The 16,490-nt window shown below is 31.6% G+C and carries 15 protein-coding genes; 12 read left to right on the top strand and 3 right to left on the bottom strand.

Translation table 11 applies throughout. From position 1 onward, the window contains the following. Window positions 1-94: 94 nt before the first annotated feature. The 4 genes from GOY08_RS14025 (at window position 95) to GOY08_RS14010 (ending at window position 4,301) form a co-directional block, all read left to right on the top strand. Entirely contained in the window at window positions 95-1,357 is a 1,263-nt protein-coding gene (locus GOY08_RS14025; RefSeq protein ID WP_158999552.1) for an adenylosuccinate synthase, read from the top strand. A 119-nt stretch (window positions 1,358-1,476) separates the two neighbouring features. Continuing rightward, entirely contained in the window at window positions 1,477-2,745 is a 1,269-nt protein-coding gene (locus GOY08_RS14020) for a diphosphate--fructose-6-phosphate 1-phosphotransferase (protein WP_158999551.1), read from the top strand. 103 nt (window positions 2,746-2,848) lie between these two features. After that, entirely contained in the window at window positions 2,849-3,316 is a 468-nt protein-coding gene (locus tag GOY08_RS14015) for a Dps family protein (RefSeq protein WP_158999550.1), read from the top strand. Window positions 3,317-3,539: 223 nt separating this feature from the next. Next, window positions 3,540-4,301 carry a thioesterase II family protein gene (locus tag GOY08_RS14010; protein ID WP_158999549.1) on the top strand — a complete coding sequence of 254 codons (762 nt, stop codon included), beginning with the start codon at window positions 3,540-3,542 and terminating at the stop codon, window positions 4,299-4,301. A 21-nt stretch (window positions 4,302-4,322) separates the two neighbouring features. Here GOY08_RS14010 and GOY08_RS14005 read toward each other — a convergent pair whose 3' ends face one another. Next, complete coding sequence (locus GOY08_RS14005) at window positions 4,323-4,817, bottom strand: hypothetical protein (protein ID WP_158999548.1); 495 nt, start codon at window positions 4,815-4,817, stop codon at window positions 4,323-4,325. 129 nt (window positions 4,818-4,946) lie between these two features. Further along, window positions 4,947-6,284 (bottom strand): histidine--tRNA ligase, encoded by a 1,338-nt coding sequence (hisS, locus tag GOY08_RS14000; RefSeq protein ID WP_158999547.1) that lies wholly within the window; start codon window positions 6,282-6,284, stop codon window positions 4,947-4,949. A 223-nt stretch (window positions 6,285-6,507) separates the two neighbouring features. Here hisS and GOY08_RS13995 point away from each other — a divergent pair, with 223 nt between their 5' ends. From GOY08_RS13995 to GOY08_RS13970, 6 genes are read left to right on the top strand one after another with little or no spacing between them, the layout of a single operon-like run. Next, entirely contained in the window at window positions 6,508-7,278 is a 771-nt protein-coding gene (locus GOY08_RS13995) for an isoprenyl transferase (RefSeq protein WP_158999546.1), read from the top strand. An 18-nt stretch (window positions 7,279-7,296) separates the two neighbouring features. Next, window positions 7,297-9,084: an RIP metalloprotease RseP gene (gene rseP / locus GOY08_RS13990; RefSeq protein ID WP_158999545.1), complete on the top strand. Its 1,788-nt coding sequence runs from the start codon at window positions 7,297-7,299 to the stop codon at window positions 9,082-9,084. Between the two features lie 12 nt (window positions 9,085-9,096). Continuing rightward, on the top strand, window positions 9,097-9,738 hold the full coding sequence (locus GOY08_RS13985; RefSeq protein ID WP_158999544.1) for a hypothetical protein: 642 nt from the start codon (window positions 9,097-9,099) through the stop codon (window positions 9,736-9,738). After that, entirely contained in the window at window positions 9,735-10,634 is a 900-nt protein-coding gene (gene pssA / locus GOY08_RS13980) for a CDP-diacylglycerol--serine O-phosphatidyltransferase (protein WP_158999543.1), read from the top strand. Before GOY08_RS13985 ends, pssA begins: the two co-directional genes overlap by 4 nt. Before the next feature lie 21 nt (window positions 10,635-10,655). Continuing rightward, entirely contained in the window at window positions 10,656-11,735 is a 1,080-nt protein-coding gene (gene asd / locus GOY08_RS13975; protein WP_158999542.1) for an aspartate-semialdehyde dehydrogenase, read from the top strand. A gap of 17 nt (window positions 11,736-11,752) precedes the next feature. Then, window positions 11,753-14,416: a hypothetical protein gene (locus GOY08_RS13970; protein ID WP_158999541.1), complete on the top strand. Its 2,664-nt coding sequence runs from the start codon at window positions 11,753-11,755 to the stop codon at window positions 14,414-14,416. 2 nt (window positions 14,417-14,418) lie between these two features. On the opposite strand, the gene GOY08_RS13965 is transcribed toward GOY08_RS13970, so the two are convergent. After that, the gene (locus GOY08_RS13965; RefSeq protein WP_158999540.1) at window positions 14,419-14,679 is read right to left on the bottom strand and encodes a hypothetical protein; all 261 of its coding nucleotides are present in this window, start codon (window positions 14,677-14,679) and stop codon (window positions 14,419-14,421) included. Between the two features lie 91 nt (window positions 14,680-14,770). Here GOY08_RS13965 and GOY08_RS13960 point away from each other — a divergent pair, with 91 nt between their 5' ends. Continuing rightward, window positions 14,771-15,718: a hypothetical protein gene (locus GOY08_RS13960; protein ID WP_158999539.1), complete on the top strand. Its 948-nt coding sequence runs from the start codon at window positions 14,771-14,773 to the stop codon at window positions 15,716-15,718. 113 nt (window positions 15,719-15,831) lie between these two features. Beyond that, on the top strand, window positions 15,832-16,473 hold the full coding sequence (locus GOY08_RS13955; protein ID WP_158999538.1) for a YceI family protein: 642 nt from the start codon (window positions 15,832-15,834) through the stop codon (window positions 16,471-16,473). Window positions 16,474-16,490 lie beyond the last annotated feature (17 nt).

Genomic DNA, 16,490 nt, shown 5'->3' with positions numbered 1-16,490 from the left:
TGAGAGTTGCGCGAACAGATCTCTGTTCCTATTTCACTTTAAAAGTAACCATTTTAAAACTTTCAATGGTTTATAAATCTAATAGGAGAAAAGAATGAAATTAAAGCATGGCGCCGCAACCCTTGTCTTAGGTGTCCAATATGGCGACGAAGGAAAAGGGAAGCTTGTGGATGTTTTGGCAGAACAAGCTGAACTGGTGTGTCGTGTCCAAGGTGGTAATAATGCTGGACATACAATCTGGGTAAATGGAGAAAAAATTGTTACTCAACTTTTACCTTCAGGCATTCTTAGAGAAAATTGTGAAATTGGAATTGGAGCCGGTGTAGTTGTTGATCCATTTGTATTAAGGGATGAAATTAAGAAAATAAAATCTCAGGGATATGACATCACTCCTGAAAGACTTCATGTTGATTATAGAGCCAGTGTGATTCTACCTTATCATAAAAACATGGATCTCAAGCGAGAGCTAGAACGCTCTAAAAATACAACTAAGATTGGAACTACTGGAAGAGGTATAGGTCCCACTTACGCTAGTAGAGCTTATCGTGAAGGTCCAAGAATAGCAGAGATTGCTAGTCCAGAGAATTTTAAAAATTGGTTAAAAGCAAATCCTTATTTAGCTGAAGGGCTAGAAGGAAAATTGCTCGATGAATTTTTAGAAACAGCAGAATTGTTAAGACCTTATATGAAAGACTTGGCAATGATTGCCAACAATAGACTTTCTCAGGGAGCTAGAGTTCTTCTCGAAGGTGCTCAAGGAGCAATGTTAGACGTCAGTTTTGGTACTTATCCTTATGTTACTTCAAGCAATTTAGTTGCAGGTTCATGCGCTGGTGGATTAGGAATTCCTCCTTGGAAAATCTCAAGCATTTTAGGTGTAATCAAAGCTTACTCAACAAGAGTCGGTAATGGTCCTTATCCTGCAGAATTGTCAGGACCTTTTGCTGATGAACTCCGCAAACGTGGACATGAATTCGGTACAAATACCGGTCGCCCACGTTCCGTAGGTTGGTTAGATCTTGTTGCGTTACGTTATTTAGCTAAAATTAATGGTTTAACAGGCTTAGCTATTATGAAAGCAGATGTTCTTGCAGGAATTGAACATATAGGATTAATAACAAATTATAATGACAAACGCACAAACAAAGAAATGAACGGCTACCCTATGACACAAAATGCTTGGGATAATGTTGAGCCTGTCATTGAGTTTATGGACGGATGGGAAAATGTTGCTGTAGGATCAAATCTTAATAAAAATTACAAAGCTTTTGTGAAAAAAATAGAAGAATTTATTGATGTTCCTAGTGCATATATCTCAACTGGCGCAGAAAGAAGCGAAGGAATCTGGTTAGCATAAATTTGATTCTTACGCTTGAAATTGCATTTAAAATTTTTTAAAGTAAATTATAAATGTAATTTTACAGTTATATAGTTATAGCATATTTTGCTATAATTTTTCTTTTTTGGAGAATAAAAATGATACTTCAAGGCAACGCTCTCATCATTCAATCAGGCGGTCCTACGGCTGTTATTAATCAATCACTGGCTGGAATTATGGGAGCAAGTCGTGACTATCCAGATAAAATTCTAAGAGTTCTAGGAGCATACCATGGTTTGCATGGTGTTTTGTATGAAAATTTAATAGATTTATCAGCAGAAGATACTCGTGTTTGGCGCACCATTGCTGTTTCCCCAGGTGCTGCATTAGGTTCGGCTCGCATTAAACCTAGACACAGTGATTTAGATAGAATATTTGAGGTTTTTTCAGCTCATAATATTAAATTTGTATTTTACAATGGTGGAAATGATTCCGCTGAGGCCGCTCAATTAATTAGAGAAGAAGCAAACAAAAGAAACTATGATGTTAGAATTCTGCATATTCCAAAAACAATAGATAATGACTTGATGGTTACTGATCACTGCCCCGGTTATGGCAGTGTTGCAAAAGTAGTATCACATATTATTGCTGGAGATGATTTAGACAATAGAAGCTTTTTTAATAGCGTGAAGATTAACGTTGTTATGGGAAGACACGCTGGTTGGATTGCTGCTGCAACAGCAATTGCTAAGAAAGGTCATATTGATATTGAAGATGATGATGAAGTAGGTCCGCATCTTATTTATCTTCCTGAAGTAGAATTTAATGAAAAAAAATTCCTTGCTGATGTGCAAAAAACATACAATAGAATAGGAAGAGCGACCATTGTAGTCGCAGAAGGAATAGCTGATCAACTTGGAGAAGAAAAATTTGCTGGCGAAGTTGATGAGTTTGGTAATGCATTGCTCTCTAGTTCAGGAAAATTGGGAGACTATCTTTCTAATTTAATCAAAAAAAATCTGGTTTATAATTCTGCGTTTGGAAAGCTACGTTGTAGAGCAGATACTTTAGGATATTTGCAACGCTCCCTTGCAGGAATGGCCTCCGCATCTGATCAAGCCGATGCTTTTTTAGTTGGTTCAATGGCTGTGCATTATATGATGAAAGGAGAATCTGACAAAATGGTAACATTAGTAAGACTACCTGGTTCAACATATAAATGTGAAACTTCACTTTGCGATTTAAAATTAGTAGCCCAAAAGACAAAACTCATGCCAAGAAGCATGATTAATAAAGAAGAAAACGGAGTTACTGAAGAATTTTTTGAATATGCCCTCCCTTTAGCAGATTCTGTCCCTGAAATTCATGCTTTAAAACCTAAACATCTTAAAAAACATTTACTAGACTATGTCAGACCAGAAAAATAGAATAAATATATTTTTAGACATATTCTAAAATAGTAGTCATTTTTCATTTTTTGTGTTACTCCTTCTGAGATGAAATTTTTCTTCATCTCAGAAAGGACTTGCAATGAAAGCTAATATTGGAATCAATAAATCAAATATTTCTAAAGTGGTAAGCATACTCTCAAATTATTTAGCAGATTCCTATTTTCTTTATTTTAAAACTCATGGATTCCATTGGAATGTAACTGGTATGTTTTTCCAACCATTACATAAATTATTTGATGAACAATACAATTCTCTTTTTTCAAGCTTAGATGAAATTGCAGAGCGAATTCGTTCATTAGGTGAATACGTTCCGGCCACATACAATCAATTAAAAGATCTAACTTGTTTAAAAGAACTAAAAGATATACCAAAAGACATGGAAATGCTTAAGGTACTTGCAGAAGACCATGAAACAATTATTCGTAATTTACGTACTTGGATCGATGAAGTAACAGCTGCAGGAGATGTAGGAACAGCTGATTTTCTTACAGCAAGAATTGAAGAACACGAAAAAACAGCTTGGATGTTACGAAGCCATCTTGTATGAGTTAAATTTTAAATTCTTCAACTTTTATACGAGTTGATAAGTTGACTTAACAACTCGTATATATTATTAAATATTTGATAATTTATTATAATAAAATTACTTCAGTGCCAAATAATATTATCTAAAAAAATATTATATTAATTTAATTAAATATTTTTTTAGGGATTAGTATTTCCAGCAAGCATATTATATCTTTTTCTTATTTTAAGGATTGGAGAAAAAATTGAATAATTCAAGTAAAAATATCTTCATCGCAAATAAAGTAAATCATCCCGAAGTTAAATTAATAATAAATCATCATGCAGGAGGAAATGCTGCATTTTATTTTAAATTTACTGAACATTTTCCAAAAAATTGGGAAATTTACTTTATTGATCTACCTTTAAGAAGTTACCATTCGCATTCTTCATATTTAAAAGAAAGAACGGATTTATATCATTTTTTTTCTAATTTCTTAGATAATTTTGAAACAGGAAATATAGCTATTTTTGGCCATAGTTTAGGAGGACATATATCATTTGAATTAGCATATTATCTAGAAGAAATAAATAATATTAACATCAAATGGCTCGGTATTTCAAGCAAAAATCCACCTAATCCACTCAAAAACACTAATCCATTATATACATATAATGATGAAGAATTAATTAATTGGTTAAGAAAAGTGAATGGAACTCCTAATGAATTGTTAGAAAATAGGGAAATTTTAAATTTATTTTTACCAAGTTTACGCCATGATCTAGAACTCTATCATAATTTAAATAGCTCGTTTGAACTAAAAAATAAAATAGAAGCTCCAATTTCAATTTTTTATGGAAAAAAAGATACTGCTATTGAAGAACAACTAATAAACAATTGGAAAAACTTTACTAATAATTCCTGTAATATATTTGATTTTAATGGAGATCATTTCTATTTTAATGATAATATAGATGTTTTTTCAAATACCATGATATCAGAAATCAAAAAAAACTTAATAAATTAAAAATAGAAATATCAAATTACTTTAATAATAAAATTTAACTTCACAATCAAATTTTAATCCAGCATATAAATTAACAAGAGTAAATTCAAAAGCATTTTCATTATATTTTTTCCCAAAAGATGTATCAAATAACAAATTTTGAAAACACATTATTTTTTCTTGTGAAGTTTTATTTCTAATATTTTTTAGTTGCATTATCCTATTATCTACCAGAGTACTTAAAATTCTATGAACTTCATTTTTATCAGTTATTTTTATATCTTTTGCATAAAAATATCTATTAATCTTTTTTTCAATACAATAACTTAATAAAAAAGCATAAAGCTCTGTTGGTAAATTATCTTTTGTAGCATTTATAAAATCATTCTTACTATTTTCTATATGACTTTTACAAAAATTTTTAAATTCATAGTAAATATCGTCTTGAATATTAAAACGCTGATTTAATTCTAGTGAATTAGCATTAAAAAATATACATAATGAACATAAGAAAAAAAACTTTATGATATATTTCATCGTTTATGTTACCTCTCTAGTTTCGAAAAAAGTAATCAGCGATTAAGAGTAGGTAACATACTATTAAAATGAGAAATTTCAAATAAAAAAAACAATAAGAGAATTGAAAAAATGGTAATCTAGGTCAAATTAATTATTTAATACTTTCTTTCTAAAAGAGTCTAAACCTTCAGGATTTAAGTTATAATTTTCTTGTACACCAGTTTTGAGCCATTTAACTGAAAATGTTTGATTTTTAATTTCTTCTTCACCTTGAAAAACTATAGCTTTTGCAGCTATTTTTTCTGCATATTGAATTTGCTTCCCAAATTTTGAAACAGAAACAGGAGACTCGATATTTAAACCAATTCCTCTTAAGATTTTAGCTAATTTCAAAGCAGTCATTCTATCTTGTTCAGAAAATCGAAGAACACAAATGTCTGTTTGTTTCATTAAATTTGGTAAGTATCCATGAACTTCCATAAAATTAAGTAGTGCAACATCACCTGCTCCATAGCCAACTCCAGGTAGTTCATCTCCACCAAAGGCTCCAACTAAATTATCATATCGTCCACCACCAAAAAGTGCTCTTTGATTAGCTGGATGGCGATCAAAAAATTCAAAAACCATCCCAGTGTAATAATCAAATCCGCGCATAATTTCAGGAGAATATACAATACATTCAGCAGAAGTGAGTTCTTTTAAAATATCTATCCTTAACTTTAGTTCTTTAGCTTCTGATGAATATTCACCAAGTAATTTGATTGTTTCTTCAATACTCGCATTCATAAAAGAATTTATTTTAATAATATTTTCATCTGATAAATTTAAATTTTTACATTGGCTTTGAAAATTTTCTTCCGAAAGTTTGTCTTTCTTATCAAATAAACGCAAAATTGGAGGAATATTATCAAAATCAATATCTAATATTTTAGTTAAAAAAGAATTAATTATTCCACGGTGATTGATTTTAACAGAAAAATCTTGATAAGAAGCTCCCAAGGATTTTAGAATATCAATTCCAGTGAGTATTATTTCTATATCTTCATCAAGTGGATTTCCACCAAATATATCAACATTTAATTGATCAAACTCTCTTAGTCTGCCTCTTTGAGGGCGTTCATAACGCATGCAGGTAGGAATAGAGTACCATCTTATAGGCTTGAGCAATTCTCTTTGTTTAGCTGCAACCATTCTAGCCAGAGTGGGAGTCATTTCGGGTCGAATAGCAAGAGTTCTATCGCCTTTATCTTTAAAGGAGTATAATTGATCTTTTACAATTTCTTCGCTAGATTTAGCGGCGTATAATTCTAGATGTTCCACAAAAGGCCCTGCATACTCTTCATATCCATAAGACATCATAAGTCTATGAATTTTAGAATTTAGAAAAGATTTTAACCGTTGGTCCGTAGGGAAAAAATCACGAGTACCTTTGTAACCTTGAGTACTTAGCGCGGTTTTTTTAATTTGTGGTATTTGTTTTGACATATTGGCTTCCTGCAACTTTGTAAACGCTATCAGCATATTTGAGCGCTTGAGGTTAATAGTTGTAGAAAAGCCTGTCAATTCTATTTCACGTTATATCATACTTGCTTTACAGTTATTAATTATGCCAGATTGCATTTCTGAAAATGAGATTATCTAGGCCAGTAGCTTGATAGTTTAAGAAATCGTTTTTATAAGGTGATATATTTAATAATGGGTATAATCTATGAATAAATATTGTGAACAATGGGACCTAAATCCTCTTAAACTACCACAGCATATAGGCATCGTTATGGACGGAAATGGTAGATGGGCAACAAAAAAACATCTTCCACGAATAGCAGGTCATCGCAAAGGTGTAGAACGAGTTCAAGAAATAACTGAATTTTGTGGGAATATTGGAATACAAGCTTTAACTCTGTTTGCATTTTCAGATGAAAATTGGCGGCGCCCAGAGGAAGAAGTTGGCGGGATAATGGGTTTATTACGCTGGTATATTAGAAAAGAGCATGCAAGAATTAAGGAAAATAACGTCCAATTTAGAGTGATTGGTGATCGCAGAAAATTATCTGTGGACATTATAGAGTTAATTGAAAATTTGGAACATGATACAAGATTTAATACTGGAATGCATTTATGCATAGCTTTGAGTTATGGGGCTAGAGGCGAAATTTTAAGAGCAGTTCGCAAATTAGTGGAAAAGGTAAATCAGAAAGAAATTTATCCTAACGACATTGATGAAAATATATTTGAAGAATGTCTCGATACACAAGGTTTGCCTCAATTAGATATGTTTATCAGAACAAGTGGTGAAATACGAGTAAGTAACTTCTTATTGTGGCAATTAGCTTACGCCGAATTATTTTTTAGTGAATCACTATGGCCAGATTTTGATACAAAAAAATTAGTTGATTTAATACAACAATTTACATTAAGAGAACGTCGTTTTGGCATGACTTCTGAGCAAATAAAAAAAATAAATCAAAAATCTTTTTAAAGAGGTAACAAATAAGTAATGGAAATTTTGCATTCAATTCTTTCAAATACAATTATTGCTTTCATTATTTTGATAAGCATTGTTGTCTTTGTCCATGAATTAGGCCACTTTCTTGCTGGAAAAGCTTTTGGAATAGAAGTTGAAGAATTTAGTATTGGTTTTGGACCTAAAGCCTTTTCATTCAAAAAAGGTGTAACAGAATATAGAATCAATTGGTTACCTTTAGGCGGATATGTAAGATTTTATGGTTCTGATATTGAACAGAATATACCTCCAGAAAAAAAAGAAAAATCTTTTTTGTATGCTAAAGTTCATAAAAGAGCAATTGTTTCTTTTGCTGGGCCCTTCGCTAATTTTATTTTAAGCTTAGTAGTAATGACTTTTATTTATTTATATGGAGTCCCTTATAAACCAACTGTAATAAGTGTACTTCCAAATTCTGTTGCAGAAAAAAGTGGTTTACAAACTGGAGACAAAATTCTTTCTATTGATCATAAAAATATTGAAAGCTGGTCAGATCTTTCTACTAAAATTAGTACTTCAGCCGAAAAAGTATTATTATTAGATGTAGTTTCTAATGGTGTTAAGAAAAATATTTCCATTAAACCTAATAAAGAGGAAGTAGAGACTACTTTAGGTAACAAGCAAATTTCAGGAAGAATTGGTATTACACCAATATTTAACTCAGCAAATTTAGTAATTCAACCCTCAAGTTTTTTTTCTGAAATTGGACTTCAATCAGACGATAAAGTTACTAAAATAGATGATAAAGAAGTTAAATTTTTATTTGAATTAATAGCTTATTTAAAGACTAAATTAAATGCTGACTCTGAATATCAATTAGCAAGTAATATTATTGAAAACAAATCTAGTAAAAACATTTTTAACATTACAATAATTAGAAATAATGCTGAAAAAAATATTATTGTAGACTTTAACAATCCATCATTAAAATCTTGGGCAAATAATATTATTAAAAAAAATGTCTCAGAATCCAAAGAAAATTGGCAATATCGTATTCTTTCCACGGATCAATCTATAGCTAATTTTACAGCAAAAGGAAAAGATGATATCCAGTTTCCTGCACAATCAGCCTGGCAAAAGTGTGGATTAAAAGAAGGTCAAACTATTTATTCAATTGCTGGTCAAGGTAAGATCATTTCTCTTCTTCAGGTCTATTCATGGATAGATGGTGCTACTAAAGGAATATTACCTGAAAATAATAAGAGCATTAATGTAAATATGACTATGCTTGAAAAAAATGGAACTCTAACAAATTTAAATTGTGAAATTCCTCTAAGATATGGATATGATCACTTAAATAGATCTACTTTATTTTTAGATTTCCCAATTCAATTTTTAACTCAAAGCATTGCTTTTCCAAATGAAATTTCGAAAGCAAATAATTTATTTTCTGCTCTTGAAAAAAGTTTTCATTCTGTTTTGAACCAAATTCAAATGACTTACAACGCAATAAAAATGCTTTTCACAGGTTCTATACCTTTATCAAATTTAGGAGGACCTATTGCAATAGCGAATGTAGCAGGAGAAGCAGCAAAAGGTGGATTAATTATTTTTTTAATGACCATGGCGTTCATCAGTACAAATATTGGTATGATGAATCTTTTACCGCTTCCGGCATTAGACGGAGGACATTTATTTTTAAATTTAGTAGAAGCTGCATATGGCAAATCCCTGCCAAAAAATATTCAAATCACTGTCCAAAGAATAGGTATATTTATTCTTTTAACTTTATTTGTTATTGTATTTTACAATGATATTTTGCGACTTATTCGTTTTCATTAAAGGGATAATTTAATGCAGCTACAAAAAATAAAATTTCCACTTGTGTTAATACAAACTCATAGAAGGGGTGTAGGAATTGCTGTCTTAAAAGATGAAAAAAAAATTGGAGAATTATTAAATGAACCAACAGATCTTTTTTTAAATGCAAGCTATCATAGCAATCAAAAAACTTCTTTATATGAATATTTTACATATCACGATATTTTATTTGCAAGAGTTTTAGCTAAAACAGCTGAAAATTTATATGATTTGTTTAAATTTACACTTGATAATTCAGGTCTTCATACTAAAGACATAAATACATTTGCTGTTGGTATTGGACCAGGATCATTCACGGGACTAAGATTAGGCTGTGCTTTTATTAATGGAATAAAAATAGGCAATCCATTTGTGAGTTTAATTCCAGTTACTACATATTTAACTCCAGATCTTCTTAGCAAATGCCAAACAAAATTTAGCGAGGATGCTTGTAAATTACAATTAGCAGATTTTAATGCAGAGGATGAATCTACTGGATTTGTTACTTTTTTTGATCTTTATTTTGGATTGGAAAATATTTTTAATGAAAAAAATTTGCCAGTGGAATCTCTCACTCCTGAATATGGAAGACAACCAGGACCAGTTCTAAAAATGCTAGAAGGAACTAAATTATGAATTCTGAATTACAGCAAGATAACAATTTAAAAGATGATAATGTAACGCATATTATCGATAGAAGAAAGAAAGTTAAATCCAGTATTTATCTGTTACCTAATCTAATTACGTCTGCATCTCTTTTCTTTGGATTATTGGCTATAAAATACTCTATTGATGGAAGAATTAGTGGAAATGCGCAAGAATTTGTTTTTGCTGCATACGCTATATTAGCAGCTGGTCTTTGTGACGGATTAGATGGAAGTGTAGCGCGCTTAACTCATACTCAAAGTTCTTTTGGAGTTCAACTCGACTCTCTTTGTGATTTAGTATCTTTTGGAATAGCACCTGCAATAGTTATTTATAATTATGCATTAAACGATTTTTTTCGGTTAGGCTTTTGTGTTGCTTTCATATTTGCTGCTTGCGGTGCTCTTCGATTAGCACGATTTAATGTTCAAAGTGCAATGGGAAAAACAAGTGGCAATTTTACTGGAATTCCAATTCCCATGGCCGCTGCTCCTCTAGCCGTATTTATTATGGCTCAAAATGAGTTATCTACATGGAGCTTAAATGAACATTCAGCTTGGGAAGTTTCTCTGGCTCAATTTTTGACAACTCCTGATGTTAGAAACATTACTCTCCTCATTATTATGTTCTTACTTGCACTTGGAATGATATCAACATTTGAATATCTGAGCCATAAATCAATGCGTCTCCCTAAAAAAAGACCTTTTCGTGTTTTAGCTGCAGTTTTAATCATTTGTGCAATAATTTTTATATTGCAATTTATTGTTTCCCTAGCGCTCTTTTTAATAATATATTGCTTTCATGGTCCTGTTTTATGGATTTTCACTCGGAAAGATAAAGCAGCTGAAGAAGAAGAACTTTTTGAGGCAGGACACAACTCAGAATAAGTTTTATATTAGAGGTCTTGTATGCTAGAACTAACGATAGGAATTGTTGGAGCCACAGGAGTGGTTGGCCAAACAGCACTTGAATTATTACATGATGATTTCCCTGGTTTTAAAGTAAAAGATTTAAAACTATATGCATCTAAATCTTCAGCTGGAAAAAAAGTTACCTTTAAAAATAAAAAAATTACCATTGAAGAAATTACATTAAAATCAATTATTGAATGTGATGCTGTTCTATTTGCTTCCGATGCCAGTATTTCAGCTGAATATATTCCTAAGCTAGCTGAAAAAGGAATATTATGTATAGATAAGTCCTCTGCCTTTCGAACGCACCCCGATGTTCCTCTAGTTGTTCCTGAAGTAAATGGTGAGATGTTAACTGAAAGTTTTCTTAAAAAATTCCCAGTTGTTGCAAGTCCTAATTGTTGTACTATTCCCCTAGTTATGGTGTTAAAACCTATCCTTGAAAATTTTGGAATTAAAAAAGTAATTGTTTCAACCTATCAAAGTGTTTCTGGTGCTGGAAAACCAGGAATAGATACTCTGCTTGATGAAGCAAAAAATTTTTTCAACCAACAAGATCTCACAAGCACACCTTCAACTGTGTTTCCAAAGTCCATAGCTTTTAATGTATTTCCTTATGTTGCTGGAATTTTAGATAACGGGGATACTGATGAAGAAGCAAAAATTATTGCTGAAACTCAAAAAATTCTTAGCAACAAAAAATTTCCAATTGCTGCAACCAGTGTCAGAGTTCCTACTTTGGTAGGTCACGGTGAATCCGTTACTTTAGAATTGGAAAAAGCATTTAATTTATCTGAAATCAAAGAAAAGTTACAAAATTTTCCAGGTATTTTAGTCGTAGATGGAACTAATAATGATGAAGAATTACAAGACTATGGACAATTTGTAACTCCCCGCGAATGTCATGGAAAAGATGAAGTTTTTGTAAGTCGGTTGAGAAAAGCAACCGTATTTGAAAATGGACTTTCATTATGGTTAGTTTGTGACAATCTCCGAAAAGGTGCTGCATTAAATGCAATCCAAGTCATAAACACTTGTGCTATAAATGGTACAATTCAAGCTATTTTACAAAAGTAACATGTGAAAGATAAAAAATGAAAAGTTTGTTTAGTTTAATAATTCTAATTTCTGGAATAATACATATTCAATTTGCTTTTTCTCAATCTTTAAATACTTGTGATTCTAGTGTTATTAGTAATGCTCAATGTACATCTTCTAGTATTCTTATTTTTGAGCCAAATCAAAGTACAGGAACTTTTGCTCCACCAACAAAATATATATCTAGTGGAAATCCAATACCTGGTAGTATTGGTAAACTTCAGTTTACTTATTCAGTTGCTCTTGATGCTCGCAATGTTGATGGATTTAATTATGATCAAAGTAAATGGGGTATCCGCTTTGGTTTATCTTCAGCGTCTCCTGTTGATTATTATCAAGGGGCAGGAAATTTAGGAAATATAACTGTTTCATCTAAATTAAGTTTAACTGCAAGCGGAAAAAATTATTTTGTTGGAACTGTTGTCGTCACACTTGATTTTACAAATGCTAGCAATCAATTATCAACAGATATTGTTAGTAAGATGTCAAACTCTAGCATTACACTCCAACCTTTATACTATAATGGATCTTCTCCAATAGCTAAAGACTCCCTTGCCTTTCAGTGGCAAGCCGATCAAGGGGCCATGATAAACGCTCCAACAATAGAAATAGTAGCACAAGATCAAGCTTTTGTTGTAAAACTTAAAGGACCAAGTGATACCTCAGCAGTATTGGCTGATTCAACTTCATCTTCTTTAAAAGCTACAACTAATAATTCAATTTCTGGATATATTATTGTTTATTGGTTGGATACTGACTCAAAAGGGAAATCAACAGGGTGTCGAGCATCGCCTGGAAATTGGAGTTTTCAAATCAATCCCGCAGCTTTAAGTGCTGCAAATGCAAACTCTTATCTTTGCACATATACTCCTTATCAAAGTTCATTTAAAGCAGGTGGCACTTCTAGCGCAATAGGGTGCACTTCAGCAGGTATGACTGGCATTCTACCGCTTGCTTCTGGAGCTGCTCTTTCTGCAGATAATGCAGCTATTCCATATACCCCAAGCTATTCAAATCCAAAGACAATTCCAAGCGACAGCAACGGAACACCTTCAGGTTGTTATAATGTTGTATATGTCCCAGGGAGCCAAACCACATGGAGTAAAGGTAACATAAAAAATGGTGATATATATGGAGTTATGGCTTGGGCATTAAATTATGCATATGATACTTCCTCAAGTACTTTGAAACCAAATTATAGTTTAGCTCACTCAAATATTAGTTACGTTACTGGAATAAATATTCCACTTGCTAGCACAGATAAATCTCCTGATTTAGCTAAAACAAAAGATTGTTTTGTAGTAACTGCAGCATCTGGAGACCCCAATAGTCTTTCAGTTTTTTACTGGAGAATTTTAAGAGATGAATATTTAACTCCAATTGGATTTACTAAATTTTATTATCAACACGCTCAAAATTGGGCGCAATGGCTTGATGAACATCCCAAATTAAAGCCTGCATTAAATTTTATTTTTGAAAAGTCTGGGAAAGGTTTGTATAAATTATCGGGTCTAATGAAATCATTTAATGAATTTTTATCTGAATCAGGAAAAAATTTAAAAAATATTTTTATACAAGAAGCAGGAGCACAAGAACTTCCTACTCAAATTCTAGATGAAAAATCCATTAGTATTCATCAACCTAAAGAAGAGCAACAACCTGCTACAACTTCTGAAGATAAAAGTAAATCTGTGCAATCTGCTAAAGAAGAGCAACAACCTGCTACAACTTCTGAAGATAAAAATAAATCTGTGCAATCTGCTAAAGAAGAGCAACAACCTGCTACAACTTCTGAAGATAAAAGTAAATCTGTGCAATCTGCTAAAGAAGAGCAACAACCTGCTACAACTTCTGAAGATAAAAATAAACCTGTTCAAAATTCTAAAGATGAAATATCTGAAACAAATCCACAAAATGGAGAGGCAAGTAAAGAAGAAGAAAATCCCAATTCTTCATCTAAAAAAATTAACAAGAATATTATGCCACCTTCTACTCATTCACCACCCAAAAAAGAAATTAGAGATAAATCTCTAAACTATTATTATGCTAAAGATGAACAACCAAATTATGATCTTTTTATAACTGGTGGTATATTAATGCCAACAGATGATAAGACATATTATGATAAATATTATAGCTCTCAACAAACTGTGCATATTGAATTAGGTGCTAATTACATTTGGTGGTTCTTTGATTATCTTGGACTTTCTTTAGGATTACAAGGAAAATATGTTTTTAATAAAGGATCTGATAATTCTAGTATGCTTGGCACGCAACAACCTATTAATCGCCAATTTTATGCTTTGATAGCAGAAGGAATTGCAGGCGCTAGATTTCGTCATCCGCGCTGGACTTATCTTCAGCCAGGAGTCTACTTTGGAGTTGGAGCTTTAAGAATGCGTGAAGACTCTGATGCAGCTAGTTTAGATCCAAACAATAATAAACCATTAGGAGTTACAAAATATAGTCCTATATATGAATTTGGTGCAAATTTAGACATCAGTTTAGTTCCTATTTTTTCAGTTACTCCTGGAGAGTTAGGTATTTTTCTTTCTGATATTTTATTACGTTTATCTATTGCCTACAATATTAATCCGAGTCCTGCTCTGTCTACTTCCGGTGTATTTTTACAAGGTGGATTTGTATTTTTATTTGAATAATTCTATCCTACATTCCTTCTAAACCACATTCTATCCTTTTCTAGCATAATACAAGGATAGATCAGTTTATTAAAATCATGCCAAAGTTTATCAATTGATAAATCAGCAGTTCTTGCATAACGCATATTTTTTATTATTTCTTGAATTGTCCAGTAAACATCAACAGGAATAAATACTTCAATCTCAGGAATATTTTTATCTGTCTGAATGGGGTCTGGTCGTAATTCTGGGATATCTGCAATGGTAAGAAAACGTTGTAACATTATCAGTTCCTCTTTCTTCTATTCTTTTGTTCCGTTTCGGAAAAATTAAGATAGTATTTAACTCAGTGTACTTTGTTGGAGGGAAACACAGGTGAATCTTAATAACTTCTTAGAAAGAGGTGGGTTTAAAGTACTTGCAGTAGCACGACTTGGATCCTGTAGCTACTCGCTTGTTTTGTATATTATAAATTGCATAGTAGCTAGAATTGACGAATTAGTGTCTAGTGCTGCTGAATTATCTATATTATTAGGTGTTACAGAGCGTCAAGTTAAACTCGCCCTAGATGAATTAACCGAGAGCAATATTATAACAGTTTCGAACAAACATGGAAAAACCCTTATTATTAAAATGAATTTAGATCCTTCTAAATGGAAAAACTTAAGGAGCTCTCCTGAACCCAAAAAAAGAATATTAGGGGATGCAAAAAATTTACATTCTCTAATACCACAAAAAAATATCGGCTCTAAAGTAAGCCCTATAAAAGTATCAATTTCAAGTGAAGAAGCATTATTATTTCCAAATAAAATACAAAAAGAAAAGAAAAATATTGGTGATGAAAAAACGCTAGAAGTAAAAAAAATTGTAGAAACATTTGCAAATCAACATGGAAATAAAATGGATTTAAAAAAAGAAGAAAATTTTGCAAATCTTCTTTTAGAAAATCATCCATATGATCAGATTATTGCATTAATTAACTTTTTTTCAAAAGAAATACCATCCCTATCTATGCTCGTTGGAGCTTGGTTTCATTATATGAATAAATATAGAGAAGAAACTTCTGATATAGATGATTTAAATGCTTTCCGAAAAAAACATGAATGTTTTGATGAAAAAATAAGAAGTTTAGCAACATTTGAACTTAAGAAAATTCAAAAAGAAAAAAAAAGCATTAGTGCAGATGAAGAACTTCTTCTCCATATATTAATCAGACATGAACAACCAAGGAAACAATTGTATTGGGCACTTAAAGCTAGAGATCGTTACCCTAGTTTAAATTTATTCTTAGATAAAGCAAAAAACTCAGTTGAATTAACTTAACATTAATAACTTAACTATTAAATTTGACATCTTAAAAAATGCTTATTAATTTGTTAAGGATGAAATTTGTCCTAATACGACATAGAAAGTTTGCTAATACTAAGAGGTAAGACATGCGCTCTATCGATCTCTCAAAGTTACTATTGTTAACTTCTCTTATAGTTACTCCTTTAAATGTTCTCGCCAATAGTTCAAATAAGAAAACGGAAACAGTAATAGCTGCAGCAGAAGTTGCAAAGGACTATTCTATAGATCCTGATCACTCTAAAGTTTCATTCGAAGTTGCACACTTAGTTATTAGCTCAGTTACAGGAGAATTCAAAAAATTTAAAGGAACTTTTAAATTTAACCCAGAAGATTTCACTCAAACCCAATTAGATGCTTCCGCAGAAATTAATTCAATTGATACATCTGTGAAAAAAAGAGATGATCATTTAAAAAGCCCAGATTTTTTTGATGCAAAGAAATTTCCTGTTATGACCTTTAAATCTAAAGGAGCCAAAAAAACTGGAGACAAAACATTTGAATTAATGGGAGATATGACGATAAAAGGTATTACTAAACCAGTTACATTTAAAGTTACATATAATGGCCAAATAAAAGATAATGCAAAAGTTCTTCAAGCTTTTAAAGCAGTTGCTGAGATTAATCGGAAAGATTTTGGTGTTAATTTTCAAGCAGTTGTGGAAGCAGGACCTGTTGTTGGAGATACAGTTACTATAAACATTGCCTGTGAAGGGACTCGTAAACCATAATTTTTTTAAGGAGATTT

This window comes from Pigmentibacter ruber (assembly GCF_009792895.1).
Lineage (GTDB): Bacteria > Bdellovibrionota_B > Oligoflexia > Silvanigrellales > Silvanigrellaceae > Silvanigrella > Silvanigrella rubra.
Note: the sequence above shows the minus strand (reverse complement) of the source record. Positions and strands in the feature narration are given on the sequence as shown.